This is a genomic window from Pseudomonas sp. GCEP-101 (assembly GCF_025133575.1).
GTDB classification, from domain to species: Bacteria; Pseudomonadota; Gammaproteobacteria; order Pseudomonadales; family Pseudomonadaceae; genus Pseudomonas; species Pseudomonas nitroreducens_B.
This window is the reverse complement of record NZ_CP104011.1, coordinates 4,802,398-4,826,398: the sequence shown is the minus strand read 5'-3', so window position 1 is coordinate 4,826,398 and position 24,001 is coordinate 4,802,398. Positions and strand designations below refer to the sequence as shown.

The following is a 24,001-nucleotide window of genomic DNA, read 5'->3' as shown; positions in this document are numbered from 1 at the left end:
GCTCGATCCTCCTCTACTTCCTCGGCGTGCCGATCCCGATCATCATCCTGCTCGCGCTGTTCTGGCACTGATCCGCCTGCGGGAGAGCGGGAGGGCCCCTTGCGGCCCTCCCGGCTTGCCGACTCCGCTCCGCTTGCCGGCACCGCTCAGGTGTCGCGACTGAACTTCCTTTCCCCCTGCCGCCCCAAACCTACTCCTGTCACCGCCGATAAGGAGACACCATGGCGTCGCTGAATTCCTGGCTGGACCTGACGGTGCTCGGCCGCCTGCTGCTGGTGGTCGTTGCGGCCGCCGCCGGGTTCGTCATCCTGCGCTTTCTCATCGCCACCGCACGCAAACGCCTGGAGGGACGCACCAGCCAGTGGGCGCGCTACGCCTCGGCCATCGCCGGGCGTACCAGCAATGTGCTGATCTTCGTCTTCGCCCTGATGCTCGCCCTCAAGCTCGCCACCCTGCCGGACAACTGGAGCGCCGCCCTGTCGCACGCCTGGTTCGTCGTGCTCGCGCTGCAGGTCGCCTGGTGGCTGGACGCCTGTGTGCGGCTGTGGACCCGCGACCTGTCGCGGCTGCGCTTCGGCAGCCTGCACAACCCGGTCATGGCCTCGATCGTCTCGGTGGTGGTGCTGGTGGTGGTCTGGGCGGTGATGCTGCTGTCGATCCTCGCCAACCTGGGCGTGGACATCACCGCGCTGATCGCCAGCCTCGGCGTGGGCGGTATCGCGGTGGCGCTGGCGGTGCAGACCATCCTCAGCGACATCTTCGCCTCGCTGTCCATCGGCTTCGACAAGCCCTTCGAGATCGGCGATTTCGTGGTGTTCGGCGATGTCGCCGGGACCATCGAGCACATCGGCCTGAAGACCACGCGCATCCGCAGCCTGAGCGGCGAACAGATCGTCTGCTCCAACGCCGAGCTGCTCAAGCAGACGCTGCACAACTACAAGCGCATGAACACCCGGCGCATCGTCTTCCAGTTCGGCATCAGCTACCGCACCCCGGCCGACAAGGCCAAGGCGGTGGCCGATCTGGTGAAGGAGATCATCGACGAGGTGAGCGAGGCGAAGTTCGACCGCGCCCACTTCCTCTCCTTCGACGAGAGCCGGCTGCTGTACGAGGTCGTCTACATCATGCAAACCGCCGACTACAACCGCTACATGGACGTGCAGCAGCGCATCAACCTGCGCCTGCTGGCGGGCATGCAGGCGCTGGGCGTGGACTTCGCCTTCCCGGTGCGCGAGCTGCGCAACCCACAGGCCCTCGTCGATGCCGGCGAACCGGCGCGCGAAGACTTCGACGACCGGCGCATGGATGCCGCGCGCCCTGGCACCAGCCACTGACGCGGCTCAGTCCTCGGGTGCGGAACGCTCGTAACGGGCGTTGAACGCCTGGACGAAGGCATTGCGCAGGATGCCGAGGAAGGCCTGGAAGGCGCTGATGTCCTGGCGATGGATATTGCCGCTGAGGTCCACGCGGGTGGCGAACTGGTCCCGGGGCTGGTTTTTCAGGACCGTTTCGCCGCCGCCGACCAGCGCCTCCCAGATGGAGCGGAACAGGCTCTTGTCCTTCTCCTCCACGTCCTGCTGCCAGTTGAACACGTCGACGTCGCGCAGCAGCGGCTTGATGTAGCCGCTCAGACGGCCCTTCTGCGCCTTCGCCTCGATCACCAGGGTGCCGCGCCCGCGGTTGAAGTCGAACTTGCCGTAGGCCGAGGCGAAATCGTTCACCCGGCGCAGCTCCACATCGCTGGCGCGCAGGCGCAACTGGAAGTCCTCGAAGTCAGTAAAGGGGTCGAAGCTGGCCTGCACTTCCAGCGGCGCCTGGTCGAACAGCCGGGCGCGTCCTTCGAAGCGCGCGACCCGTTCGCCGTTTTCGTCGGCCACGTTGGTCAGGTTGTACAGGCTGGCGTTCACCGCGCTGGCGGACAGGTGCACCGGCGGGCTGGACTGATAGTTGTGGAAGCGGATGAGGCCGTCGTCGATGCGCAGCTCATCCAGGGTGATCGGCAGCAGCTTTTCCAGCTGCTCGTGCCAGTTGGTGCCGGCGCCGCTCTGGGAGGCCTGGCGGCTGCCACCGTCGACGAAGTTCAGCTCCGGCCGCAGGAACGCCACCCGCGCCACCACACTATGCTTGTGCCAGAGCGCATGCCAGCTCACGGCGAGGTCGATCACCGGGGCGTCCAGCAGCGGCACCGGCACCTTGCCGGTGACCTTGACGATCTTCAGCCCGTTGATCCGGTAGGCGCCGCGCCAGAGAGCAAGGTCCACGTCGGTGATCTGCCCGTGGTACTCGCCCATGCGATCGAGTTTGCCGTTGAGGTAGTCGCGGATCACATAGGGCAACGCGATATGCACGACCAGCAGCACCAGCAGTATCGCCAGGATGGTCGCCGTGGGCACGCTGTAGCGTCGTTTCATCCCCGCCTCCTAAGGTTCTCTGGCTGTGGACTGGCGGGGCGCCACGGGAGTTCAGGGGAAACGCCGAGCGCATCGGTGCGACAACGCTGCGGCGGCAGATGATATTCAAATGCCATCATTTTGTGCTTTAGTCAGGCCCTGGCATCACATCCACGGAGGTCACGTGGCCCCGCTTTTCAGCAAAGGCACCTACGAGCTGTTCACTCCTGGCGGTGTCGGCCGGCGCATCGGCGTGCTGCACAATGGCCGGGTCGAATTGCTCAGCAGCCCGGATCGCTTTCGCGTCTATGCCAACCACCTGTTCATCGAACTCGATGGCCAGGACCTGGGCGAATGCATCGGCGAGATCGACGCCCGCGGCCATGCCCAATGGCTGGACGGCCGCGCCTTGTTCCGCCTGGTGAGTGTCCCTTCCTGACGTACCCCGCTGTGCCAGGCCAACCCTGGCGTCCCGCGTTGCCTGGATGAGTCCGCCCCCTGTAGGAGCGGGCCATGCCCGCGATGGCGCCCGGCAGGCGCTCCTGTCAATCAGCGGCCGATGTTGGTGTCTGCCGGTGAACTCCCCTTCCGCCGCGCGGGATTTCGCGGGCATGGCCCGCTCCTACAACATGCAGAGCCGCTTCCTTCAGGGAGGAAATCCCACACGGAGTATCCGTTGCTCCTCCACAGGAGCGAGCAACAGTAAGCGCCAGAACCGCCGCGTTCGCAGCAGATCGGCCCCGAATCGCCCTCGCCTGCCCCACATTGAGTTGAACGTTCCCGCCGTCGCCCCACTCACAGTTCGTATCGCTGCGCTTGCCCGCGCGCGATCTGCACCAGGGGGAAATGGATGACGACGAGAACGCCGGGGCTGGCTTTCTTTCTGATGGCGCTCACGCTGGCCGGCTGCGGCCAGGACAAGCCGGCCGAGCACCTGCCGCGCGTGCTGGTACGCGAGGTGAGCACCCGCGACTATGCCGCGCGCCCCAGCGTGGTGGGCGATATCCAGGCACGGGTCGAAGCGCAGCAGGCCTTCCGCGTCGGCGGCAAGATCGTCGAACGCCGCGCTGACGTGGGCGATGCCGTGAAGGCCGGCCAGGTGCTGGCCCGCCTCGACCCGCAGGACCTGCGCACCCAGGTGGAGAACGCCCGCGCCGCGGTGGCTGCCGAACAGGCGCGGTTGCGCCTGGCCCAGGTGGGCTTCCAGCGTCAGGAAAAGCTGCTGCCCAAGGGCTACACCAGCCGCAGCGAATACGACCGCGCCCAGGCCGAACTGCGCGCCGCGCAGAGTTCGCTGGCGGCGGCCCGTGCGCAGTTGGCGTCGGCCAACGACCAGCTCTCCTACACCGAACTCAAGGCGTCGGCCGATGGCGTGATCACCCAGCGCAGCGGCGAGGTCGGCCAGGTGGTGCAGGCGACCATGCCGATCTTCACCCTCGCCCGCGACGGCGAGCGCGACGCGGTGTTCAACGTCTACGAATCGCTGTTCCAGGACCCGCAGGCCGACCAGCCGGTGGCCGTGTACCTGCTGTCCGACCCGAAGGTAAAGGTCACCGGCCGCGTGCGCGAAGTCACCCCGACCGTGGATGCGCGCAGCGGCACACTGAAGGTCAAGGTCGGCCTCGACCCGGTGCCCGCCGCCATGGGCCTGGGCGCAGTGGTGGGCGCCGAACTGCCGCAGACACCCCAGCCCCGCGTGGTGCTGCCCTGGTCCGCCCTGTTCAAGCAAGACAAGTCGCCCGCCGTGTGGGTGCTGGACGATCAGGATCGCGCGCAGCTTGCGCCCGTCGGCCAGGTCAGCTTCGCCCGCGAGCAGGTCATGATCGGCGAAGGGCTGCACGCCGGGCAGCGGGTGATCGTGGCGGGCGGCCAACTGCTGCATCCGAACCAGAAAGTCGAGGTCGCCCGGCCGGAGGAAGGCGCCGAGCCAGTAGACAGCAGCGCCCAGGCCGAGCCTCGCACCCAGGCTCGACGGACGGAGGTGCGCCCATGAAGCACGCGTTGCTCGCCGTGCTGGCCATCACCCTCGCCGCCTGTTCGAAGGAACCGGAGGCACCGCCGCCGCGACCGGTGCTCTATGTCACCGTGAAGGCCGACGACGTGCGCCAGGTCGGCCGCTTCGCCGGCAGCATCCAGGCGCGCTACGAGACCACCCTCGGCTTTCGCACCAATGGCCGCATCGCCGCGCGCAAGCAGGACGTCGGCGACCGCGTGGAGAAGGACACGCTGCTCGCCACCCTCGATCCCACCGACCAGCAGAACACCTTGCTCAGCGCCCAGGGCGACGCCTCCCGCGCCGAGGCCGAGTGGCTTGACGCCCAGGCCGACGAACGCCGGCAAAGCGAACTGCTCGCCCGAGGCGTGGGCGCCCAGGCCAATCTCGACCGCGCCCGCACGCGGCTGAAAACCAGCCGCGCCACCCTCGACCAGGCGCGCTCCGCCACCGACCGCGCCAAAGACCAGTTGGGCTACACCCAGCTGCGCAGCGACTTCGCCGGCGTCATCACCCAGTGGCACGCGGAGGCCGGGCAGGTGGTGCAGGCCGGCCAGGAGGTGGTGACGCTGGTGCGCCCCGAGGTGAAGGAAGCGGTGGTCGACCTGCCGGACGAACTGGTGCAGCGGCTGCCCGCCGATGCGCGCTTCGAGGTCAGCGCCCAGCTCGCCCCGCAGGACCGTACCACCGGCACAGTGCGCGAACTGGCGCCCCAGGCCGACGCCGCCACCCGCACCCGGCGCTTGCGCCTGAGCCTGGCCGACGCGCCGCCCAGCTTCCACCTCGGCACCACGGTCAGCGTGCTGCTCACCAGCCAGGTGGCGCCGCGCAGCCGCCTGCCGGCCACCGCCCTGATCGGCGATACCGCCGCCACCGGAGCCGCCCGCGTGTGGGTCATCGACCCGCAGAGTCGCCAGGTGCACCGCCGCGAGATCCAGGTGCTGCGCCATCGCGACGGCCAGGTGATCGTCGGCGGCGGCCTGGCGGACGGTGAGCGGGTAGTCAGCGCCGGCGTGAACAGTCTTGAGGAGGGCCAGGTGGTCCGGATCGACGAGGGGACGCAACCGTGAGTGAACAGGGCAAGCCAAACAGCGGGTTCAACCTGTCCGAATGGGCGCTGCGGCATCAGTCCTTCGTCTGGTACCTGATGGCCGTGTCGCTGCTGATGGGGGTGTTCTCCTACTTCAACCTCGGCCGCGAGGAAGACCCGTCCTTCACCATCAAGACCATGGTGATCCAGGCGCGCTGGCCGGGCGCCACGGTGGACGACACGCTGCTGCAGGTCACCGACCGCATCGAGAAGAAGCTGGAGGAACTGGACAGCCTCGACTACGTGAAAAGCTACACCCGGCCCGGCGAGGCGACCGTCTACGTCTACCTGAAGGACACCACCAGCGGCAAGGCGATCCCGGACATCTGGTACCAGGTACGCAAGAAGATCACCGACATCAAGGGCGACTTCCCCCAGGGCCTGCAGGGGCCGGCGTTCAACGACGAGTTCGGCGACGTGTTCGGCAGCGTCTATGCCTTTACCGCGGACGGCCTGAGCTTCCGCCAGCTGCGCGACTACGTGGAAAAGGCGCGGCTGGACATCCGCAGCGTGGAGAACCTGGGCAAGGTCGAGCTGATCGGCGCCCAGGACGAAGTCATCTACCTGAACTTCTCCACCCGCAAGCTGGCCGCCCTGGGCATCGACCAGCGCCAGGTGCTGGAGAGCCTGCAGCAGCAGAACGCGGTAACGCCCTCGGGCGTGATCGAGGCCGGCCCGGAGCGCATCTCGGTGCGCACCAGCAGCGAGTTCCGCTCCGAGGCGGACCTGGCGGCGGTCAACCTGCGGGTCAACGACCGTTTCTACCGTCTCTCCGACCTGGCGGACATCCAGCGCACCTATGTCGACCCGCCCAGCACCCAGTTCCGCTACAACGGCCAGCCGGCCATCGGCCTCGCCGTGGCCATGCGCAAGGGCGGCAACATCCAGCAGTTCGGCGAAGCGCTGCGCCAGCGCATGGAGCAGATCACCAGCGAGCTGCCGGTGGGCGTTGGCGTGCACACCGTGTCGAACCAGGCCGAGGTGGTGGAGAAAGCCGTCGGCGGTTTCACCAGCGCGCTGTTCGAGGCCATCGTCATCGTGCTGGTCGTCAGCTTCATCAGCCTCGGCGTGCGCGCCGGCCTGGTGGTCGCCTGCTCGATCCCGCTGGTGCTGGCGATGGTCTTCGTGTTCATGGAATACACCGACATCACCATGCAGCGCATTTCCCTCGGCGCGCTGATCATCGCCCTGGGCCTGCTGGTGGACGACGCCATGATCACCGTGGAGATGATGGTCACCCGCCTGGAGCTGGGCGACTCGCTGCACGAGGCGGCGACCTTCGCCTATACCTCCACCGCCTTCCCGATGCTCACCGGCACCCTGGTGACCATCGCCGGCTTCGTGCCCATCGGCCTCAACGCCAGCTCGGCCGGCGAATACACCTTCACCCTGTTCGCGGTGATCGCCGTGGCGTTGATCCTCTCCTGGATCGTCGCCGTGCTGTTCGCCCCGGTGATCGCCCTGCACGTACTGCCCAAGACGCTCAAGCAGCACGAGGAGAAGCAGAGCCGGCTGTTCGACTTCTTCGATACCTGGCTGCAGCGCGCCATGCGGCGCAATGTGCTGACCATCGTCTTCACCGTGGCGCTGCTGGGCGTCTCGCTGTACCTGCTGCAGTACGTCCAGCAGCAGTTCTTCCCCTCCTCCGACCGTCCCGAGCTGCTGGTGGACCTCAACCTGCCGCAGAACAGCAGCATCGACGAAACCCGCCGGGTGATGGACAAGGTCGAAGCGCAGCTCAAGGACGACGAGGACGTCGCCCGCTGGAGTTCCTACATCGGCCAGGGCGCCATCCGCTTCTACCTGCCGCTGGACCAGCAACTGCAGAACCCCTTCTACGGCCAGCTGGTGATCGTCGCCAAGGACCTGGAGGCCCGCGAGCGCCTCGCCGGTCGCCTCCGGGAGCACCTGCGCCGCGACTTCGTCGGCATCAGCACCTACGTGCAGCCGCTGGAGATGGGCCCGCCGGTGGGCCGGCCGATCCAGTACCGCATCAGCGGCCCGGACGTGGACAAGGTGCGCGACTACGCCATGCAGCTGGCCGGGGTGCTGGACGGCAACGCGCACATCGGCGAGATCATCTACGACTGGAACGAGCCGGGTAAGGTGCTGCGCATCGAGATCGCCCAGGACAAGCTGCGCCAGCTGGGGCTGGGCTCCGAAGACGTGGCGCAGATGCTCAACAGCGTGGTGACCGGCACCACCGTGACCCAGGTGCGCGACAACATCTTCCTGATCAACGTGGTCGGCCGCTCGGAACGCGCCGAACGCAGCTCGCCGGAAACCCTCGAGAACCTGCAGATGGTCAACGCCAGCGGCACCTCGATCCCGCTGAAAGCCTTCGCCCGCGTCGGCTACGAACTGGAGCAGCCGCTGGTGTGGCGGCGTGACCGCAAGCCGACCATCACCCTCAAGGCGAGCATCACCGACGACATCCAGCCGCCGGACCTGGTCAAGGTGCTGAAACCCGAGATCGAGAAATTCGCCAGCCAGCTGCCGCCCAACTACAAGCTCGCCACCGGCGGCACGGTGGAGGAAAGCGGCAAGGCCCAGGGGCCGATCGGCCAGGTGGTGCCGCTGATGCTGTTCCTCATGGCGACCTTCCTGATGATCCAGCTGCAGAGCGTGCAGAAGACCCTGCTGGTGGCCAGCGTGGCGCCGCTGGGGCTGATCGGCGTGGTCGCCGCCCTGCTGCCCACCGGCACGCCGATGGGGTTCGTGGCGATCCTCGGCATTCTCGCGCTGATCGGCATCATCATCCGCAACTCGGTGATCCTGGTGACCCAGATCGACGCCTTCGAGGCCGAGGGCCGCTCGCCGTGGAAGGCGGTGATCGAGGCGACCCACCACCGCACCCGGCCGATCCTGCTCACCGCCGCGGCGGCCAGCCTGGGGATGATCCCCATCGCGCGGGAGGTCTTCTGGGGGCCGATGGCCTTCGCCATGATCGGCGGGATCGTCGCCGCCACCCTGCTGACGCTGTTCTTCCTGCCGGCGCTGTACGTCACCTGGTACCGCATCCGCGAGGACTGAGCGGCGCCGATGCCTCAGCGGCGGCGCGTCACTTTTCCGCGATGCCGCTGAGGGTCACGCCGTAGCGGCGCAGCAGTTCGCCACTGGCAGCATCGCCGTGCTGGTCGCGCGCGGCGCCGTACTCGCCCGCCGGCAGGTGCTGCCGGGCCCACTCCAGCAGGAAGGCCGTCGCCTCCTCGATGGTGGGCCGCGTGGCGTGGCTCATGTCCAGGGTGCTGGTGTTGTTGTCCTTCTGGTAGCTGATTACCCATTCGGTCATCGGTCTCTCCTTTGGCTGCGGCGGGCCCGCACTCAGAAGCGCGGCTGCCGGTGCATCCCGGCGCGCACCAGGGCGAATTCGTCGCTCAGCGTCTGGCTGAGCAGGTGGATGGCGCGCTCGTCGGCGACGCGTTCCAGGCTGATGCCGCGCAGGGTGAATTGCGTGCCGCGGGTGACGCGGCTGTCGAACTGCAGGGTGATGAACCCCTGTGCCGCGGACGTGGCGCGGCAGGCGTAGCTGGGAATGAAGTTCTCGAACAGCCCGGCGATCTGCATCATGTTCATCTGCGTGTTCCTCGTGGTGTGGGTGGGGCCTTCACTGGCGCGCCGGCGCTGCGGCCGCTAGGGCTCGGTGCTGCCGGGATCGCTGGAAGGGTCGCTGGCGCCACCGGGGTGGGAATGCTCCGGGGAGTCATCCCGCTGCTGGCGGTTGTTGCTGTCGCCATTGTCCGGGCGGACCTTCCTGCCATCCTCGGTGCGCACGTCGCCGTGCGGGTCGCGGTGGGTCTTCAGGTTCTGCGGGTTGGCGCTGCCGGAGGATTGGCCGCGCGGCATGTCCTGGGTGGGTTCGTTGCTCTTGGGTTGCGGCGACTCGGCCAGGGCCAGGTTGGCCGATAGCAGCCCGAGGCTGGCGGCCACCCCCAGCACCTGCATGGCCGCGACCAGGCGCTTGGGCCGGGCAGCCCCCGGCCTGCACAGTATTCGATGGGTCATGGGCATTCTCCCGTTCTGCGAGCGCGGCCCGACCGGGGTGGTCGGGCGCGTGGCTCCCGCCAGGCGCAAGCCCGGCGGGAGCACGGTCCTGGCAGTCATGGACTGCTCACCGAGCTGGCTCAGCTGCGACCGCCGCCATGGCTGTGCTGGCCGCCCTTGCGCCCGGCTTCAGAGGCTTTTTCGCGGTCATTGGCGAAGTTGCCGCCGCTGTTCTGGCCGCCCTTCTTCCCTGCTTCGCTGGCCTTCTCCTTGTCGTTGGCAAAGTTGCCGGGGTTCTTGTTGGTAGTCATGGTGATTACCTCGCTAGGCAGTTGATGACGATGCAAGGTCGAGAAATCGATGCCTTACACCGGGTCTGAAAAATGGCTGCCCTCGACGTTCAACTTGTTTCGCCGCCAACGATGAATGGAGCCCGCAAACCCGCGTGCTAGCCGCTTCGCTTAGCATTTCGCCAGTAGCAGAATGCACGGTCAGAACGGCCCTTCGCGTGCATTTTTCAAACGCCTCAAACGACAGATCAATGACTTAGCGCGCATTTGCGCTGGCCCGCGGGTTGCTCCCTTAAAAGGTACCAACAAGGAGGACCCCGCCCATGCCACGCGACTTCGAGACCACCCGTGAACTGATCTGCCAATCCCTGCCCGAGTACGCGATCAGCTTCTCCCAGCGCCCGGACAAGGCCCTGCTCTGTTCCTTCCGCAACCAGGCCGGCGAGCATCTGTTCGACCGCGTCATTACCCGCCAGGACCTGCAGCACCAGCAGTTGCTGGACGACCTGATCGGCCGCATCAAACGCGACCTGATCCTCGAGTGCGGCCCGCTGCCGGAAGAACAGGTGGACGTGTTCACCAAGCGCATCCCGCTGCCGACCTTCCAGCCCGGCCACGGCAAGCATCGCCAGCGCAAGATCGTGGTCGCCGGCGACCGCCTGCGCCGCCTGGCTGGCGTGCGCCAGGAACTGCGCGCCTGACGCGTCGTTCCCCGGCGCCTTTTTCGTCGCCACGCCTGGCGGGGCGACGGACTCCAGGGTGGGCCCCGTGCCCGCCAACCCATCCCGTAGCAGGAGAACCACCATGGCCGAACACCGAGGCGGAAAAGGCAACTTCGCCGAAGACCCCCAACGCGCAGCCGAAGCCGGCAAGAAAGGCGGCAGCAACAGCGGCGGCAATTTCAGGAACGATCCGCAACGCGCGTCCGAAGCCGGACGCAAGGGCGGACAACGCAGCCGCAGCGCCAACCAGGACTGAACGGCGCCCGTAAAAAAAGCGAAGCCAGGTCACCCTGGCTTCGCTTTTTTCTGCCCGCTGCAATCAGGCCGCGCGCGTATCCCACTGCGCCTTGATGTCCTTCTTCAGCTGCGCCATGGCGGCGCCCAGGCGCTCCAGGGTCGGATGGTCCAGCAGCTCTTCGGCGCGCGGGAACATCTCCTGCTCCTCTTCCTCGATGTGGTGCTCCAGCAGTTCCTTGAGCACCTTGACCCGGCCGGCGAATTCGACGCTGTCCGGCTTGGTCTTCTTCAGGTCCGGCAGGACCAGCGCGTCCACGGTGCGGTGCTCCTCCTTGGCTTCGTAGTACATCTGCGCGTCGTCCTTCTCGCCGGCCTGCTTGAGCGCCGGGTAGAAAATCTCCTCCTCGATGGACGTGTGCTGGGTCAGCTCCAGCTCGATGCGGCGCAACAGTTCGGTCCGCTTCTTCACCGCGCGCTCGGTGGTTTCGCTCAACTCGCCGAGCAGCTTCTTCACCAGCTCGTGGTCGTTCTTCAGCAGTTCGATGGCATTCATCGCAAGTCTCCTCTCAGGTCACGCTTGTTGTCATGGATCAGGCTGTCAGGCCGGGCTTTCACAGTGCAGCGACGGCGGCGCCGTCTTCGTCATCGCGGGCGCGTCAGCGGCGTTCGCCAGCCAGCGCCCTGCGATGAAATTCGGGGATCAGTTCCAGGGCATGGCGCACGGTCTGGTGACGCATCCACGCGGCGTCGCCGGTGAAGTGCACGCGCCGGGTGAACAGCGCCAGGCCATCGGGCATGCGATAGCCCCAGGCCAGGCAGACGGTGCCGGGCGGGATGCCGTCCTTGCCCTTTTCGTCCAGCAGGCCGGTCACCGCCAGCACGGCGGTGGCCGGCTCGTAGCGCAGCGCCGCCTCGGCCATCGCCCGCGCCACCTCCACGCTGGTGAGGTTGAAGTCCTCCAGCCACATGGCCTCCACGCCGAGCAGCTCGCGCTTGGCGGTGGGCGAATAGACCACCAGGCCGCCCTCCATCACCTGCCCGCTGCCGGGAATGGCGGAGAGCAGCGCGGCGATGTGCCCGCCCGTGCAGGACTCGGCGGTGAGCAGGCGCAGGCGCTGGCGCTCCAGGTAATCCACGACCCGTTGGGCCGCTTCACGCAGGTCGGCTTCGAACATGATCAGCACTCCAGCCAGGGCGTGACGGCGGGCGAGCGCAGGGTGAACTCAATGGCCCGCTCCAGTTCGTCCAGGCGAATGGGTTTGAGTAACGCCGGATACGGCGCGCTGTCGTCCAGCACGCGCGGCTTGGAGGAAGACAGGCCGAGCACACGCATGCGCGGGCGCACCGGCAGGCAGGCTTCCACCAGCATGGCGGCGCTATGCGGGCCGGCGAGCTGTTCATCGAGCAGGAACAGGTCAATCACCACGGCGGAGTTCAAATGGTCCAGCGCCGCCTCCAGGGACGAGGCGCTGAGCACCGCATGGCCTTGCTCCAGCAGGTAGTGCTCCAGGCGCTGCAGGTCAGCGGCCTGTTCTTCGAGGATGAGGATCGAGGCGTCGCGCAGGTTCATCACGGTCTCCCTTGGTCAGGGAGGAAGCGAGCAACTTTCGCGCCCGATGCGGCCAATCGGTGCAAGCCGCGCCGCAGACGGCCCGGCGCAAAACCGGCGGCGACGCGCAGGCTGCATTGCGCACGATGGGCAGCGGCGGAGGCTGCAAATCGCCCGAGCGCAACGGCAGGAAAAATCCTCGGCACCAATGATCCAGCGCAGCGGTCGCAAGGAATAACCCAGCGAGGACCGCGAGCATGGCCAGACCACCGGGCAGCGACACCGACGACGACTTCAGCGCACGGGAATACCCCATCCCCGAACGCATCGAAGGCCAGCGTCGCGCCTGGCGGCTGGAGCGGGCGTCGCTGTTCGTCCTGCTGGCGATCCTGCTGCTGGCCCTGGCGGGCCTGTTCTCGAGCGGGCCGCTGAGCAGCGCGCGCCTGGCCGGTCCCGCCGGCAAACTCAGCGTGGAGTACGAACGCTTCGAACGCCTGGGCGCCAGCAGCCGCCTGCACATCACCCTGCGCGGCGGCGCCGGCGAGGCGGCGCGCCTGCACATTGCCGGCGACCTGCTCGCCAGCCACGACGTGCAGAGCCTGCAGCCGGCGCTGCCGGGGCGCAGCTGGCACGGCGGGCTGGAGCTGACCGGGCAGCTGGACGAGCGCGGCGAACTGCACCTCTACCTGGCCTTGCTGGCGACCCGGGCCGGGGTGCTCGCGCACCGCCTGGAGTATGCCGGCGAAACGCTGGAGTTCCGCCAACTGGTCTATCCCTGAGGAGCCTGCCCATGGATTCCGTCCTGCGCGCGGTCAGCATCTACCTGTTCCTGGTGATCCTCTTCCGCCTGGTGGGCAAGCGCGCCCTGGCGGATGTCAGCACCTTCGACCTGCTGTTGCTGATGATCATCAGCGAGGCGACCCAGCAGGCCATGCTCGGCGACGACTTCTCCACCACCAATGCGCTGCTGGTGATCATCACGCTGGTGGTGATGGACGTGCTGTTCTCGCTGATGAAGCTGCGTTTCCCACGCGTGGACCGGGTGCTCGAAGGCTCGCCGACGCTGATCGTCGAATACGGCCGGCCATTGAAGAAGCGCCTGGCCGAGGCGCGGCTGCGCGAGGAGGACATCCTGCTGGAAGCGCGGCAGTCCCAGGGGCTGGAGCGTATGGAGCAGATCCGCTTCGCCGTGCTGGAGAAGAACGGCAAGATTTCCATCATCCCCGAGCCCGAGTGAGCGCCACCGGGCAGGAAATCTGAACAGCCGCCCTGCCCGCCTTTCCCACCTACAGGCGCCCGCCCGCCTGCCCCGCCGCGAGCGGCCCCGTCCGCTCGGCCACTCTTCTCCCGCCAGAAGGAAACCACTCCCGTGTCACGGCTGATCACCTCGCCGCAGGACCCACCCGATACCGAGAACACCCACCTGTTCGGCACGCCCAAGGAGCGCCTGGATTTCTACCGGCGCGAAATCCACCACGAAATCGGCCTGCTCTCCAGCCGCACCAACGCCTACCTCACCGCGCAATCCTTCCTGGTCATCGCCTACGCCTCGTCGATGTCCAACCTCAACCCGGCCTGGGGCGAGGTGTTCACCCTGGTGATCCCCGCCGTGCTGGCCCTGCTCGGGCTGGTCAACTCGCTGCACGCCTGGCCGGGCATCCGCGCCTCCTCGGAGATCATCCATCACTGGCACTTCAAGCAGACCCAGTTGCTGCGCAGCGACCCCAGCATGGGCCGCGCCTACGACGAGTCGCCGCTGTTCAGCGAGCGCGAGTCGGACCGCGCCAGTTTCGACAAGTCGCTGCTGTTTTCCCGCCGCACGCCGTTCCTGTTTTCCGCGTTCTGGGGCGTGCTCGGGCTGTTCTCGCTATGGGTGCAACTGAGCTAGCGCGTGACCGCCGGGAAAAGAAATCTGAACAGCCGTGCCACCCCCCTTTCACAACTGCACGAGCCGGCCTCCCGGTCGACCGCCCGGCGCACCCGCGCCCCACCCGGCAAGCGCCTTGCGCCTGCCCCTGCGACAGGAGACTGTCATGCGAGCACTGACCTACCACGGTAGCCACAACGTCAGCGTCGACAACGTTCCCGACCCGGTCCTCCACGAGGCCGACGACATCATCCTCAAGGTCACCGCCACCGCGATCTGCGGCTCCGACCTGCACCTGTACCGCGGCAAGATCCCGCAGGTGGAAAGCGGCGATATCCTCGGCCACGAGTTCATGGGCGTGGTCGAGGAAGTGGGCAGCGGCGTCACCGCCGTCCGCCCCGGCGACCGCGTGGTGATTCCCTTCGTGGTCGCCTGCGGGCAATGTTTCTTCTGCCAGATGAACCTGCACGCGGCCTGCGAGACCACCAACGACGGACGCGGCGCGATCCTCAACAAGAAGCAGATTCCCCCAGGCGCCGCGCTGTTCGGCTACAGCCACCTGTATGGCGGCATACCCGGCGGCCAGGCCGAGTACGTGCGCGTGCCCAAGGCCAATGCCGGCCCCTTCGTGGTGCCCGACGCACTGGAGGATGAACGCGTGCTGTTCCTCACCGACATCCTGCCCACGGGCTACCAGGCGGTACTCAACGCCGGTGTCGGTCCGGGCAGCAGCGTGGCCATCTACGGCGCCGGCCCGGTGGGGCTGATGTCCGCGGCCTGCGCACGGATGCTCGGCGCCGAGCAGATCTTCATGGTCGATCACCACGCCTACCGCCTGCACTTCGCCGAGCAGACCTACGGCGTCATCCCGATCAACTTCGATCAGGACGACGACCCGGCGGCCACCATCATCTCCAAAACCGCCGGCCAGCGTGGCGTCGACGCGGTGATCGATGCGGTGGGGTTCGAAGCCAAGGGCAGCACCACCGAGACGGTGCTCACCGCCATCAAGGTGGAGACCAGCAGCGGCAAGGCGCTGCGCCAGTGCATCGCCGCCGTGCGGCGCGGCGGCACGGTCAGCGTGCCGGGCGTCTATGCCGGCTTCATCCACGGCTTCCTGTTCGGCGATGCCTTCGACAAGGGGCTCACCTTCAAGATGGGCCAGACCCACGTCCACCCGCTGCTGCCGGAGCTGCTGGAAGCCATCGGCGAGGGCCGCCTGCGGCCGGACGAGATCATCACCCACCGCCTGACGCTGGAGCAGGCGGCGCACGGCTACGACATCTTCAACCGCAAGCAGGAGGATTGCCGCAAGGTGGTCCTGCGGCCCTAGCAGGACAACGGCCCGGCGCAAGGCCGGGCCGTTGGTGGTATCAGCCGGGGCGGTTCTCCTCGCCGATGCCGGCGATGTCCGGGTCGCTGGGCGAGACTTCCGGTTCGTCCTGCGGCGGCTGGTCGGCGCGGTCGCCACCCTGGCGCTCCCATTCCGGATGCAGTTCGCCGGGGATGTTCTGCCGGCCACCCTCGGTGCCCGTGCGCGGTTCGTCTTGCGGGTTCATGTCGGTTCTCCTTGGTTCGGGCCATGCGTGCGCCCGGCACAGCCGGGCAGCGCCGCGTCAGGGCCGTTGGATCTCGATGTCGGTGATGTCCGCCGGGTTCGCCTCGGCGTGCCGGGACTGCACGTAGAAGCGCGCCTGGTCCGGCGTCAGCGAGCCGGAAAAGCTGTTCACCTCGATGCTGTAGGGCTGGTCGTGCAGGCGGTAGTTGACGGTGAAGGTGCGGGTTTCGCTCATGGGTGGTCCTCCGTGCGGGCTGTGATCGGAGGACTGGCGCCCCGGCGCAAGGTTCAGCTTGCTGGCTCGGCGGCAACCGCTCGTGCCATCCAGCGGAACCCGGCCGGCGCAAACGCCTCGCAAGCACATGCCCGCGAAACCGAGGAAGCGCCATGAACCTTCGTCCCCGCCACGGCGAAGCGCCAGAAAAGATCGATCGCCAGACCTTCTCCCGGCGTTTTCGCGAGCGCTTCACCGACCCGGCCTTCCGCGCCGAGGATGCCGCCCTGGAACGCATCGAGGCCATCGCCTGGGAGGCCTACCAGGACAGCCGCAAGGCCCCGCTCACGCGCAAGGCCGGCCCCGGCTACGCCGACCCGGACTACGACCTGGCGCTGGACTGGCTCGAGGCCCACCAGGCGATACGCGCCGCCGAGCGGCAACGGCTGTCGCGCACCCGGCCCGCCCGCGTGCTGGTGGTCACCGGCTCGGCGCGCAACGACGGCAGCTGCCCCGGCGAGCTGTCCAAGAGTTGGCGCCTGGCGAGGCTGGCCGAGGTGGAACTGGCGATTGCCTGCATCGAGGTCGACCTGCTCGACCTCAGCTTGCTGACCTCCGAGTACGGCCAGCGCATCTTCCCGTGCAAGGCCTGCGTCTCCACCGCCATGCCGCTGTGCCACTGGCCATGCAGCTGCTACCCGAACCACTCGCTGGACCAGGTGGGCGACGTGATGAACGCGCTGTATCCGCGCTGGGTCGCCGCCGACGGCGTGCTGCTGATCACCCCGGTGTACTGGTACCAGTCGCCCAGCCCGCTGAAGCTGATGATCGACCGCCTGGTCTGCGCCGACGGCGGCAATCCCGACCCGACCAGCACCCACGGCAAGGACGCCGCCCGCGCCAAGCAGCTGGAGCTGGACGGCTGGGACTACCCCAAGCACCTGGCGGGACGCGCCTACGGCGTGGTGGTGCACGGCGACGTGGCGGGCATCGAGTCGGTACGCCACGCGCTCTGTGACTGGCTGGACTGGATGGGCCTGGTGGATGCCGGGCACAAGGCCCGCCTGGAGCGCTACATCGGCTACTACCGACCCTACGCCACCAGCCACGGGGAACTCGACGCAGACCAGGACCTGCAGGAAGAACTGCGCAACGTGGCGCGAGCGCTGGCGGTCGCCGTGCGCGACCTGCGCGCGGACAGCCTGTCGCGCCCCGATGCGCGGCTGCGCGACCCTCGCCCCAAGTAGCGCTCACCGCTCGGGGTCGGCCGCTTCGAAGGACACCTCCTCGACGTTGTGCGCCTCCACGCTGCTGCGAATGGCGTGGTAGAGCTTCTGGAAACCCTGCAGGTCGTTGATCGGGATGTGCAGGTAGCGCGCCACGTGGCACCAGGCGCGGGCCTCGCTCATCGCATCGTCGGCGACCTCGAACTCGAATGCCTGGCCGTCCCGATCAAAGCGCACGCGGTAGCGCTTGGCCAACGACTGATCGCCCATGGAGCCTCCGATTCATGCCTGTGCTTGAGCACTGACTGGCGCAGCCCGCAGCGGGTTCCGGGAAATTGCCCGGCGCCGGCTCGCCTGGCTGAACCGCGGAACCACCGGCGGCCGCGGCCGGTCGTCCAGTCATACCCCACAGGAGCGCCACCATGGAATCGACCCCGCCCACCCAGACCGGCAGCGGCAACCGCCTGCTCGACGAACTGCTGCTCGCCCGCGGCCCCGGTGGCCAGGAGGACGAAGTACGGGCCGTCTGCCACCGGGAGCTGGTCAAATCCTGCGACCGCGTCTGGACCGACGCGGCAGGCAACCTCATCGGCCTGCTGGACGCGGGCAAGCCCCAGGGGCCGGCGGTAAAGATCATGGCGCACCTGGACGAGATCGCCATGATCGTCAAGCGCGTGGAAAGCGACGGCGCCCTGCGCGTGGTGGCGCTCGGCGGGGCCAACCCGGTGAACTTCGGCGTGTGCCCGGTGGACATTCTCGCCGAAGGCCAGGCCTTGCCCGGCGTGCTGTCCTTCGGCTCGATGCACATCACCAGCGAGTCGCCCCAGGGCAAGGACGTGCAGACGGGCGCGGTGACCTGGCAGGACGTGCACGTGGTCACCCGGCTCAGCGCGGAACGCCTCAAGGCCGCCGGCGTGCGCCCCGGCACCCGCGTGGTGCTGTCGCGCCACTGGCGCCAGCCGTGGCGGGTGGGCGATGCCATTGCCGCGCACTTTCTCGATGACCGCGCGCCACTGGCCGCCTGCATCGAGGCGGCGGCGCTGACCGCCGTGCGCCGCGAGGAACTGGACGCGAACGTCTATTTCGTCTTCACCACCATGGAGGAGGAATCCAACTCCGGTGCGATGTACGCCGCGCGCACGCTGCCCGGCGAGGTGACCATCGCGGTCGAGGTGGCTCCGGTGATGCCCGAGTACGCCACGCAACTGAGTGTCGATCCGATCATCAGCACCGGCGACCAGAAGGCCTATTACACCCGCGCGGTGGCCGAGCAACTCAACCGCGCCGGCGTGCGCTGCGGCTACCAGCCGCAATTCGCCCTGCTGCTGGATTTCGCCTCCGACGCCAGCGCCGTGCTTGCCAGCGGCGTCTGCCCGCAAAGCGGCTGCCTGGCGATCCCCACGGAAAACACCCACGGCTACGAGATGGTGCTGGCGGACGGCATCAGCGCCTGCGCGCGCACGCTGTCGCAGTACCTGGTGGATTTCAGCTGACCGTTGCGCCTGCATCCGGCCTCGCATGCAGGATGCAATGCAACGCCGCGCTCATCTTGCAGATTCCCGCGGCCGGCGACGGTGCAATGGCCCTTCCCGAGCGGCACCGTCCTGGCCTGCGCTTTGCTGCCTAGAAGGTTTCCACGCACACCTGCCCATCCACCAACGCCGACAAACAAGGGGGCAATCATGCAGGAGTTTATGCTGGCAAAGGACGTACTGGAGGCGTGTTTCGCCCATCTGCAGTGTGAATGCCGGCTGGAGGGCGACACCACGCTGTCGGTGCGCCTGGTCAACAGCCACACCGGGGAGCTTCTGCTGTGCGCCGCGCGGATCCAGCCCGAACACTGGGCCAGCGTCAGCGCGGTGGCCTCACTCGCGCTGACGCTGCGTCGGGCCCTGGCGCTCACCGATTCCGGCGCCGGGCTCGACCTCCCTCACTGACCCGCCCTCAGGCGGCCTGAAGCGCCTTGACCAGCGCCTCGTTGAAGGCCGGCAGGTCGTCCGGGGTACGCGAGGTGATCAGCGTCCAGCCCTGCGCCGGGCACACCTGCACCTGCGCATCCACCCAGTCCGCGCCGGCGTTGACCAGGTCGGTGCGCACGCTGGCGTAGGAGGTCAGCGACTTGCCGTCGGCCACGCCGGCGTCGATCAGCAACCAGGGTCCGTGGCAGATCGCGGCCACCGGCTTGCCGGCCTCGCGGAACGCCTTCACCAATTGCTGCGCGTCGCCATCCTGGCGCAGGGTGTCGGCGTTCACCGTGCCACCGGGAATCACCAGCAGGTCGTAGTCGCTGGCATCCAGGCCCTGGATCTTCGTATCGGAGTCCACCGTCACGTCCTTCTCGCTGTCCTGCACCCAGGTCTGCGCCTGGCCGCCCTTGACGGTGGCATAGGTGACGGTGGCGCCCTGCTCCTGCAGCGCCTGCAACGGCTTGAGCAACTCGTCGCGCTCGATGCCGGCGTTGGCGGTGATGATCAGGACGTTCTTGCCTTGCAATTGTGCACTCATGGGAATTTCTCCATTCGGGCGTCGGGCGACGCCGGCCAGGGCAGCGCGGGAAGCGCTGCCGACACCAGAGTGGAAACCACGCCGGGCGGAGGAGTTCGAAACAGTTGCCCGAAGGCGTCGTTGGCGCGGGCGATGGGACCGGCTATGCTCGCGTAACGCGTTACCAGAATATGCCGTGAATAGCCGTAACGCGTTACCAGCCAATCCAGGAGAGTGCCATGAAAGACGCCAAGGACAGAGCCACCCGCGACGCCTTCGAAGCCCCGCGCAAGGGCCGTCCGCGCAAGGAAGGCGCGATGACCAATGCCCAGAAGCAGGCCGCCTACCGCAAGCGGAGGGCCGAGGCCGGCGGCGGCGCGGTGATGCTCAATAACGAGGAAATCTGGCTGATCTGCCATGCCCTGGACGGCAAGGTCTGGGAGGCGGACGCCGAGCAGCGGCAGAAGCTGATCGCGCGGCTGCGCAAGCGCGTGGTGTGAGGGGCTTACATCAGCCCGCAGATGAGCTCCAGGCCCAGGTCCTTCACCTGTCGGTCGGTACGCAGCTCATGGCCATGGATGCCGATCACAGTGGTCGGCGGTGTGGAGGTGTAGCGGCTCTGCAGGCTGATGAGATAACAGCCGTCGTCCTGGCGGTCACAGGTGAAATCGAACAGCGGATAGCTTCGATGCAGCAGTTCCGCGACGGATTTGCAGCTGGGCGGGTTCATGGCTTGCTCCTGCGTTGACCTGATCATCCTGAAGCCTTGCCGCCAAAATGGAACCGTGGCCGATGGCCATCGCTTACAGCCTGCCGGCCGCGCCCGACGCAAAAGTCACTCCGTATTAAGCGCTTGCGCCACCCGCTGCCCGCGTTTGCGCCGTTTGCCAATTTAATCACCCTGACCAACGGTCTCGCTTCCGGCTCCGGCAGGTTGCTGCATCGGGCCAGCCCCTCTCCCGTCGTGGAGAGGGGCTGAAGGGCCGTCAATGCGCCCGCGCCACCCCGCGCAGCAAGTTGGCGCTCACCTTGTCGGCATTGCAGCTCGCCACGTTGGCGAGGGAGACGATGCCCACCAGGCGTTTTTCGCGGTTGACCACCGCCAGGCGGCGTTTCTCGATCTGCGCCATGTTCTTCGCCACATGGTCCACGGACTCATCGTCGAAGCAGTAGCAGACGTCCTCGCTCATCACCTCGCTGACCGGCGTGCGCAGGTCCAGCCCGTCGGCCAGGGCGCGCACCACCAGGTCGCGGTCGGTGAGGATGCCGCTGAGGTGGTCGTTGTCGTTCACCAGCAAGGCGCCGACGTCCACCTGGCGCATCAGCAGCGCCGCTTCCTGCAGGGTGGTGTCCGGGCTGATGGTGCGCACTTCCCGGCTCATGATCTCGCGCACGGCCATCGAGCTGCGTTCGACGGAGCGGTCGCTTCGGGCGTGATCTCTCATGACAGGTCCTCCTGTGTCGTGGGTGTCGTTCGGTGGAAAGGTCGATTGGGTGATCGTTCGATGTTTCCGTCGCGGCGACTCAGGAGTGCACGCTCCACTGGCAGCCATCGAGCGGAATCGGTACGTCGTCGATGCCGTGGATGAGCCCGAAGGCCAGCGCCTGTCGCGGTTCGACGATGTGCGCTTCGGCGGTCAGGGCGTGGCGCACGTCCAGCCGCTGTGGCGCATCGAGGGTGCGCTGGCGGACGATGTCCTCGTACAGCGCCAGGTCATGCTGCAGGCTGGCGGCGTACTCCACCATGCGCGTGTGGTCCACCGAGCCGTGCAGCGTCCAGTGGAACGGGTGGAACAGGAACTTGCTCAGCGGGCAGGCCGTGCGGCGCGCGCCGGCGAGGAAGAGGATGTTGCCCATGGACTCGACGGTGCCGAGGTTGTGGGTGTCCACCGGGATCGGCAGGGCCAGCAGGTAGTTGTACAGGGTGAAGCCATAGGCGCAGTCGCCGCCCATGGTGGCGATGTTCAGTTGCAGGTGGCTCGCGCCCTGCTGCAGCGCCTTGGTGCAGGTGCCGATGAGGTTGCCGCAGGTGGACGAATTGATCGGGCCGGTGAAGTGAATGATGTGCCGGGCCATGGCGGACTCCTGTTCTGGCGGGCGGGTTTCTTCTGCTGAGTCCCCGCGCGGCGCCGGCACACCATCATCACGACGAACGGTCCCGCGTCACTGGGTGCAGAGCACCTCGCTGACCTGGATCTGCGCCCGCGAATCGCGCCCCAGCGGGCCATGCAACGCCTGGACGAACTTCTGCGCTTGCTCGCGGCTCAGGCTCTCCTGCAGCAGCACCGTGCTCATGGGCTGGCCGTCGCGGCGGTAACGAATCAGGTAGGCGTGCATGGCGATTCTCCTGGATGTCAGGGTGGCGGCAGACTCTGTCGCGGGGGCTGCCTGTCGACACCGTGTTGCCGGTTGGAATTCGCGGACAAGGTCCGCTCCTACGCCGCCAGTCGCAGGGCACATAACCCGGTTATGCCCCGAAGCCTCACGGCGCCCCGCCGCCCCTGCAGGAGCGAGCTTGCTCGCGAACCCTGCCCAATATCCGCTCAGAACCGTAGGGCGCATAACCCGGAACGGGTTATCCGCCGATGCCTGTGGCGGATGACGCTGGCGCGTCATGCGCCCTACGAATCAACGCGGCGTCCCGCCGTCCCTGTAGGAGCGAGCTTGCTCGCGAACCCTTTCCCCAAAATCCGCTCAGTTAAGCAACCACGGCTGCACCGGCGGGTTGCGCAAGGTGCGCTGGATGGCGCCTTCCAACTCGTCCAGGTCCACCGATTTGGGCAGCACCGGATAGGGCGCGCCCTCCTCGCCTTTTTCCGCCCAGGGCGACATCACCAGCACGCGCATGCGCGGGCGCAGCGGCAGGCAGGCTTCGATCAGCGCGGCGCCGGTCAGCGGGCCGGTGAGCTGTTCGTCGATGAGAAACAGGTCGATCACCGACGACGACACCAGGTGCTCGATGGCCTCCTCTTCGCTGAGGGCGCTGAGCACCGCGTGGCCCTGGCCGAGCAGGTGGTGCTCCAGGCGCTGGAGCTGTTCGGGGGTTTCTTCGAGGACCAACACCATCTTGTTGCTGAACGTCTGCATGTTGCACATCTCCCGTGTCGAGGACGGGAGTACAGCAAGTTCCACGCCGCCTTGGCGCTCAGCCGCAAACGCCCGCGGCACAAGGGTTCCAGGGCAACAGGCGGATGACAGACAGCGGCAGAATGCCCGATTGCCCGCGTCAGGCCATGCAGATTGCCTGAGCGCGACGACTCAATCGTCGCTGCCGTCATGGCGCTCCTGGCGCGCTTCTTCTCCCTCGGCCACTTTCTGCGGCGAGCCTTCGGCGCCTCGGCCCATTTCCTCGTAGGTCTTGCGCAGCTTCTGAAGCTCTTCGCTGCCCATGTCATCCAGGCACATCAGCACACTATGGGCGTGGCGCGTGGTGCGCAGCAGTTCGTCGATCTTGATGTGCAGCGCATCGGTATCACGGTTCTGCGTGCTCTGGATGAGGAACACCATGAGGAAGGTGATGATGGTGGTCGAGGTGTTGATCACCAGCTGCCAGGTGTCGTTGAAATGAAAGAACGGCCCGCTCAGCGCCCAGCCCACCAGCAGCACGCAGGCCAGGGCGAAGGTCAGCGGCCGGCCGCTCCATTGCGAGAGCGTCTGGGCGAAGCGCGAGAACCCCGCGTCGGCCTTGTGCTCCTTCTCGGGCTTCTGCCCCTTCTCCGGCCTGCGCTCATTCGGCGTCCCGGCGCCCTCGGCCTTACTCGGCTGGCGGGACATGGCCGAGGCGCTCAGGAACAGTGATGGTGACATGGCGCGGCGGCGTGGCCGGGGTGGACGGCCGGCGAGTCGGCTGGCCGGCCGGGGCGGCGGACGCGGTTCGGGTGGCGGTCATGGTGGGTTCTCCGCAATCGAGGTGCCTATCCGATAGAGGCATCGGTCGCGGGCGGAGTTCAGAAAAACTGCAGGGCTTGAGGTGCCTTCCCGCGGTGCACGCTACGTAGGAGCGGACTCTGTCCGCGAAATCCAACCGGCAATTTGGCGCTTGCAGGAAGGCCTGGCGGATAGGGCTCCCTGACATATCCGCGCTGCGCCCCTCTCCCCCCGCCCTCTCCCTGAAGGGAGAGGGAGCTATCCGTGCCGCCGGCCAGCAAGGTGTTTCGCTTGACGCCGGTCAGTCCCCTCTCCCTCTGGGAGAGGGTTAGGGTGAGGGCATACCAGCGTATGGGAGGCGCTGTAGGAGCGGACCTTGTCCGCGAAATCCAACCGGCGATTTGGCGTTGGCAGGAAAGCCTTGTGGTTATCGTTCCTTGAAAGATCTGCGCAGCGTCGCCCCTCTCCCCCGCCCTGGCTGCGCGCCCCGCTCCGAAGGGAGAGGGAGCTATCCGTGCCGCGGGCCAGCA

33 protein-coding genes and 1 pseudogene are annotated in these 24,001 nt (G+C 67.3%); 15 read left to right on the top strand and 19 right to left on the bottom strand.

Features of this window, described 5'->3' with window-relative positions; genetic code table 11:
• The first annotated feature begins 221 nt into the window (after positions 1-221).
• Positions 222-1,334, top strand: a complete 1,113-nt coding sequence (locus tag N0B71_RS22015; RefSeq protein WP_259754904.1) for a mechanosensitive ion channel family protein — start codon at positions 222-224, stop codon at positions 1,332-1,334.
• Between the two features lie 6 nt (positions 1,335-1,340).
• Here N0B71_RS22015 and N0B71_RS22010 read toward each other — a convergent pair whose 3' ends face one another.
• Entirely contained in the window at positions 1,341-2,411 is a 1,071-nt protein-coding gene (locus N0B71_RS22010) for a DUF748 domain-containing protein (RefSeq protein ID WP_259754903.1), read from the bottom strand.
• Between the two features lie 163 nt (positions 2,412-2,574).
• Here N0B71_RS22010 and N0B71_RS22005 point away from each other — a divergent pair, with 163 nt between their 5' ends.
• From N0B71_RS22005 to N0B71_RS21990, 4 genes are all read left to right on the top strand, one after another.
• Positions 2,575-2,829, top strand: coding sequence for a hypothetical protein (locus N0B71_RS22005; protein WP_259754902.1), 255 nt, complete (start codon positions 2,575-2,577; stop codon positions 2,827-2,829).
• A gap of 411 nt (positions 2,830-3,240) precedes the next feature.
• A complete protein-coding gene (locus N0B71_RS22000; RefSeq protein ID WP_259754900.1) occupies positions 3,241-4,383 on the top strand; it encodes an efflux RND transporter periplasmic adaptor subunit in 1,143 nt (380 codons plus the stop codon).
• The gene (locus N0B71_RS21995; RefSeq protein WP_259754899.1) at positions 4,380-5,453 is read left to right on the top strand and encodes an efflux RND transporter periplasmic adaptor subunit; all 1,074 of its coding nucleotides are present in this window, start codon (positions 4,380-4,382) and stop codon (positions 5,451-5,453) included. The genes N0B71_RS22000 and N0B71_RS21995 overlap by 4 nt, the downstream gene beginning before the upstream one ends.
• Positions 5,450-8,506, top strand: a complete 3,057-nt coding sequence (locus tag N0B71_RS21990; protein WP_259754897.1) for an efflux RND transporter permease subunit — start codon at positions 5,450-5,452, stop codon at positions 8,504-8,506. The genes N0B71_RS21995 and N0B71_RS21990 overlap by 4 nt, the downstream gene beginning before the upstream one ends.
• A 28-nt stretch (positions 8,507-8,534) precedes the next feature.
• Here N0B71_RS21990 and N0B71_RS21985 read toward each other — a convergent pair whose 3' ends face one another.
• The 4 genes and pseudogenes from N0B71_RS21985 to N0B71_RS21970 form a co-directional block, all read right to left on the bottom strand.
• Positions 8,535-8,765: a hypothetical protein gene (locus N0B71_RS21985; RefSeq protein ID WP_259754896.1), complete on the bottom strand. Its 231-nt coding sequence runs from the start codon at positions 8,763-8,765 to the stop codon at positions 8,535-8,537.
• Positions 8,766-8,797: 32 nt separating this feature from the next.
• A complete protein-coding gene (locus N0B71_RS21980; RefSeq protein ID WP_259754895.1) occupies positions 8,798-9,049 on the bottom strand; it encodes a hypothetical protein in 252 nt (83 codons plus the stop codon).
• Between the two features lie 57 nt (positions 9,050-9,106).
• Positions 9,107-9,478 carry a hypothetical protein gene (locus N0B71_RS21975; protein ID WP_259754894.1) on the bottom strand — a complete coding sequence of 124 codons (372 nt, stop codon included), beginning with the start codon at positions 9,476-9,478 and terminating at the stop codon, positions 9,107-9,109.
• Positions 9,479-9,597: 119 nt separating this feature from the next.
• A pseudogene (locus N0B71_RS21970) lies at positions 9,598-9,747 on the bottom strand (general stress protein); the annotation flags it as partial.
• A 323-nt stretch (positions 9,748-10,070) separates the two neighbouring features.
• On the opposite strand from N0B71_RS21970, the gene N0B71_RS21965 reads away from it, so the two are divergent.
• On the top strand, positions 10,071-10,448 hold the full coding sequence (locus tag N0B71_RS21965; protein ID WP_259754892.1) for a DUF3509 domain-containing protein: 378 nt from the start codon (positions 10,071-10,073) through the stop codon (positions 10,446-10,448).
• A 103-nt stretch (positions 10,449-10,551) separates the two neighbouring features.
• Positions 10,552-10,725 carry a general stress protein gene (locus N0B71_RS21960; protein ID WP_259754891.1) on the top strand — a complete coding sequence of 58 codons (174 nt, stop codon included), beginning with the start codon at positions 10,552-10,554 and terminating at the stop codon, positions 10,723-10,725.
• Positions 10,726-10,788: 63 nt separating this feature from the next.
• On the opposite strand, the gene N0B71_RS21955 is transcribed toward N0B71_RS21960, so the two are convergent.
• From N0B71_RS21955 to N0B71_RS21945, 3 genes are all read right to left on the bottom strand, one after another.
• On the bottom strand, positions 10,789-11,259 hold the full coding sequence (locus N0B71_RS21955) for a hemerythrin domain-containing protein (protein ID WP_259754890.1): 471 nt from the start codon (positions 11,257-11,259) through the stop codon (positions 10,789-10,791).
• A gap of 103 nt (positions 11,260-11,362) precedes the next feature.
• The gene (locus N0B71_RS21950) at positions 11,363-11,881 is read right to left on the bottom strand and encodes a CinA family protein (RefSeq protein ID WP_259754889.1); all 519 of its coding nucleotides are present in this window, start codon (positions 11,879-11,881) and stop codon (positions 11,363-11,365) included.
• A gap of 2 nt (positions 11,882-11,883) precedes the next feature.
• Positions 11,884-12,276 carry a response regulator gene (locus tag N0B71_RS21945; RefSeq protein ID WP_259754887.1) on the bottom strand — a complete coding sequence of 131 codons (393 nt, stop codon included), beginning with the start codon at positions 12,274-12,276 and terminating at the stop codon, positions 11,884-11,886.
• A 236-nt stretch (positions 12,277-12,512) separates the two neighbouring features.
• On the opposite strand from N0B71_RS21945, the gene N0B71_RS21940 reads away from it, so the two are divergent.
• The 4 genes from N0B71_RS21940 (at position 12,513) to N0B71_RS21925 (ending at position 15,455) form a co-directional block, all read left to right on the top strand.
• Positions 12,513-13,034, top strand: coding sequence for a hypothetical protein (locus tag N0B71_RS21940; RefSeq protein ID WP_259754886.1), 522 nt, complete (start codon positions 12,513-12,515; stop codon positions 13,032-13,034).
• A gap of 11 nt (positions 13,035-13,045) precedes the next feature.
• Positions 13,046-13,492 (top strand): DUF421 domain-containing protein, encoded by a 447-nt coding sequence (locus tag N0B71_RS21935; RefSeq protein ID WP_259754885.1) that lies wholly within the window; start codon positions 13,046-13,048, stop codon positions 13,490-13,492.
• A 132-nt stretch (positions 13,493-13,624) separates the two neighbouring features.
• Positions 13,625-14,143 carry a hypothetical protein gene (locus N0B71_RS21930; protein WP_259754884.1) on the top strand — a complete coding sequence of 173 codons (519 nt, stop codon included), beginning with the start codon at positions 13,625-13,627 and terminating at the stop codon, positions 14,141-14,143.
• Positions 14,144-14,288: 145 nt separating this feature from the next.
• A complete protein-coding gene (locus tag N0B71_RS21925) occupies positions 14,289-15,455 on the top strand; it encodes a zinc-dependent alcohol dehydrogenase (RefSeq protein WP_259754883.1) in 1,167 nt (388 codons plus the stop codon).
• 40 nt (positions 15,456-15,495) lie between these two features.
• Here the strand turns inward: N0B71_RS21925 and N0B71_RS21920 are convergent, their stop codons facing one another.
• Both N0B71_RS21920 and N0B71_RS21915 read right to left on the bottom strand, forming a co-directional pair.
• Positions 15,496-15,681 (bottom strand): hypothetical protein, encoded by a 186-nt coding sequence (locus N0B71_RS21920; protein WP_259754882.1) that lies wholly within the window; start codon positions 15,679-15,681, stop codon positions 15,496-15,498.
• 57 nt (positions 15,682-15,738) lie between these two features.
• The gene (locus N0B71_RS21915) at positions 15,739-15,915 is read right to left on the bottom strand and encodes a hypothetical protein (RefSeq protein WP_259754881.1); all 177 of its coding nucleotides are present in this window, start codon (positions 15,913-15,915) and stop codon (positions 15,739-15,741) included.
• Between the two features lie 152 nt (positions 15,916-16,067).
• Here N0B71_RS21915 and N0B71_RS21910 point away from each other — a divergent pair, with 152 nt between their 5' ends.
• Positions 16,068-17,141 carry a flavodoxin family protein gene (locus tag N0B71_RS21910; protein WP_259754880.1) on the top strand — a complete coding sequence of 358 codons (1,074 nt, stop codon included), beginning with the start codon at positions 16,068-16,070 and terminating at the stop codon, positions 17,139-17,141.
• A gap of 3 nt (positions 17,142-17,144) precedes the next feature.
• On the opposite strand, the gene N0B71_RS21905 is transcribed toward N0B71_RS21910, so the two are convergent.
• Complete coding sequence (locus N0B71_RS21905) at positions 17,145-17,390, bottom strand: hypothetical protein (RefSeq protein WP_259754879.1); 246 nt, start codon at positions 17,388-17,390, stop codon at positions 17,145-17,147.
• Between the two features lie 152 nt (positions 17,391-17,542).
• Between N0B71_RS21905 and N0B71_RS21900 the strand changes: the two genes are divergently transcribed.
• Complete coding sequence (locus tag N0B71_RS21900; protein WP_259754878.1) at positions 17,543-18,613, top strand: M42 family peptidase; 1,071 nt, start codon at positions 17,543-17,545, stop codon at positions 18,611-18,613.
• Positions 18,614-18,802: 189 nt separating this feature from the next.
• Positions 18,803-19,057, top strand: coding sequence for a DUF1652 domain-containing protein (locus N0B71_RS21895; RefSeq protein ID WP_259754877.1), 255 nt, complete (start codon positions 18,803-18,805; stop codon positions 19,055-19,057).
• Between the two features lie 7 nt (positions 19,058-19,064).
• Here N0B71_RS21895 and N0B71_RS21890 read toward each other — a convergent pair whose 3' ends face one another.
• Positions 19,065-19,625, bottom strand: coding sequence for a type 1 glutamine amidotransferase domain-containing protein (locus N0B71_RS21890; protein ID WP_259754875.1), 561 nt, complete (start codon positions 19,623-19,625; stop codon positions 19,065-19,067).
• A gap of 218 nt (positions 19,626-19,843) precedes the next feature.
• Here N0B71_RS21890 and N0B71_RS21885 point away from each other — a divergent pair, with 218 nt between their 5' ends.
• Positions 19,844-20,104, top strand: coding sequence for a hypothetical protein (locus tag N0B71_RS21885; RefSeq protein WP_259754874.1), 261 nt, complete (start codon positions 19,844-19,846; stop codon positions 20,102-20,104).
• 5 nt (positions 20,105-20,109) lie between these two features.
• Here N0B71_RS21885 and N0B71_RS21880 read toward each other — a convergent pair whose 3' ends face one another.
• The 7 genes from N0B71_RS21880 to N0B71_RS21850 form a co-directional block, all read right to left on the bottom strand.
• Positions 20,110-20,334, bottom strand: coding sequence for a hypothetical protein (locus N0B71_RS21880; RefSeq protein ID WP_259754873.1), 225 nt, complete (start codon positions 20,332-20,334; stop codon positions 20,110-20,112).
• Between the two features lie 256 nt (positions 20,335-20,590).
• On the bottom strand, positions 20,591-21,004 hold the full coding sequence (locus tag N0B71_RS21875) for a CBS domain-containing protein (RefSeq protein ID WP_259759650.1): 414 nt from the start codon (positions 21,002-21,004) through the stop codon (positions 20,591-20,593).
• Positions 21,005-21,128: 124 nt separating this feature from the next.
• Complete coding sequence (locus tag N0B71_RS21870) at positions 21,129-21,680, bottom strand: ATP-dependent Clp protease proteolytic subunit (RefSeq protein ID WP_259754872.1); 552 nt, start codon at positions 21,678-21,680, stop codon at positions 21,129-21,131.
• 87 nt (positions 21,681-21,767) lie between these two features.
• Positions 21,768-21,941: a hypothetical protein gene (locus N0B71_RS21865; protein WP_259754871.1), complete on the bottom strand. Its 174-nt coding sequence runs from the start codon at positions 21,939-21,941 to the stop codon at positions 21,768-21,770.
• Positions 21,942-22,298: 357 nt separating this feature from the next.
• On the bottom strand, positions 22,299-22,691 hold the full coding sequence (locus tag N0B71_RS21860; protein ID WP_259754870.1) for a response regulator: 393 nt from the start codon (positions 22,689-22,691) through the stop codon (positions 22,299-22,301).
• A 171-nt stretch (positions 22,692-22,862) separates the two neighbouring features.
• On the bottom strand, positions 22,863-23,231 hold the full coding sequence (locus N0B71_RS21855; RefSeq protein WP_259759649.1) for a low affinity iron permease family protein: 369 nt from the start codon (positions 23,229-23,231) through the stop codon (positions 22,863-22,865).
• A 127-nt stretch (positions 23,232-23,358) separates the two neighbouring features.
• On the bottom strand, positions 23,359-23,493 hold the full coding sequence (locus N0B71_RS21850; protein WP_259754869.1) for a hypothetical protein: 135 nt from the start codon (positions 23,491-23,493) through the stop codon (positions 23,359-23,361).
• Between the last annotated feature and the right edge of the window lie 508 nt (positions 23,494-24,001).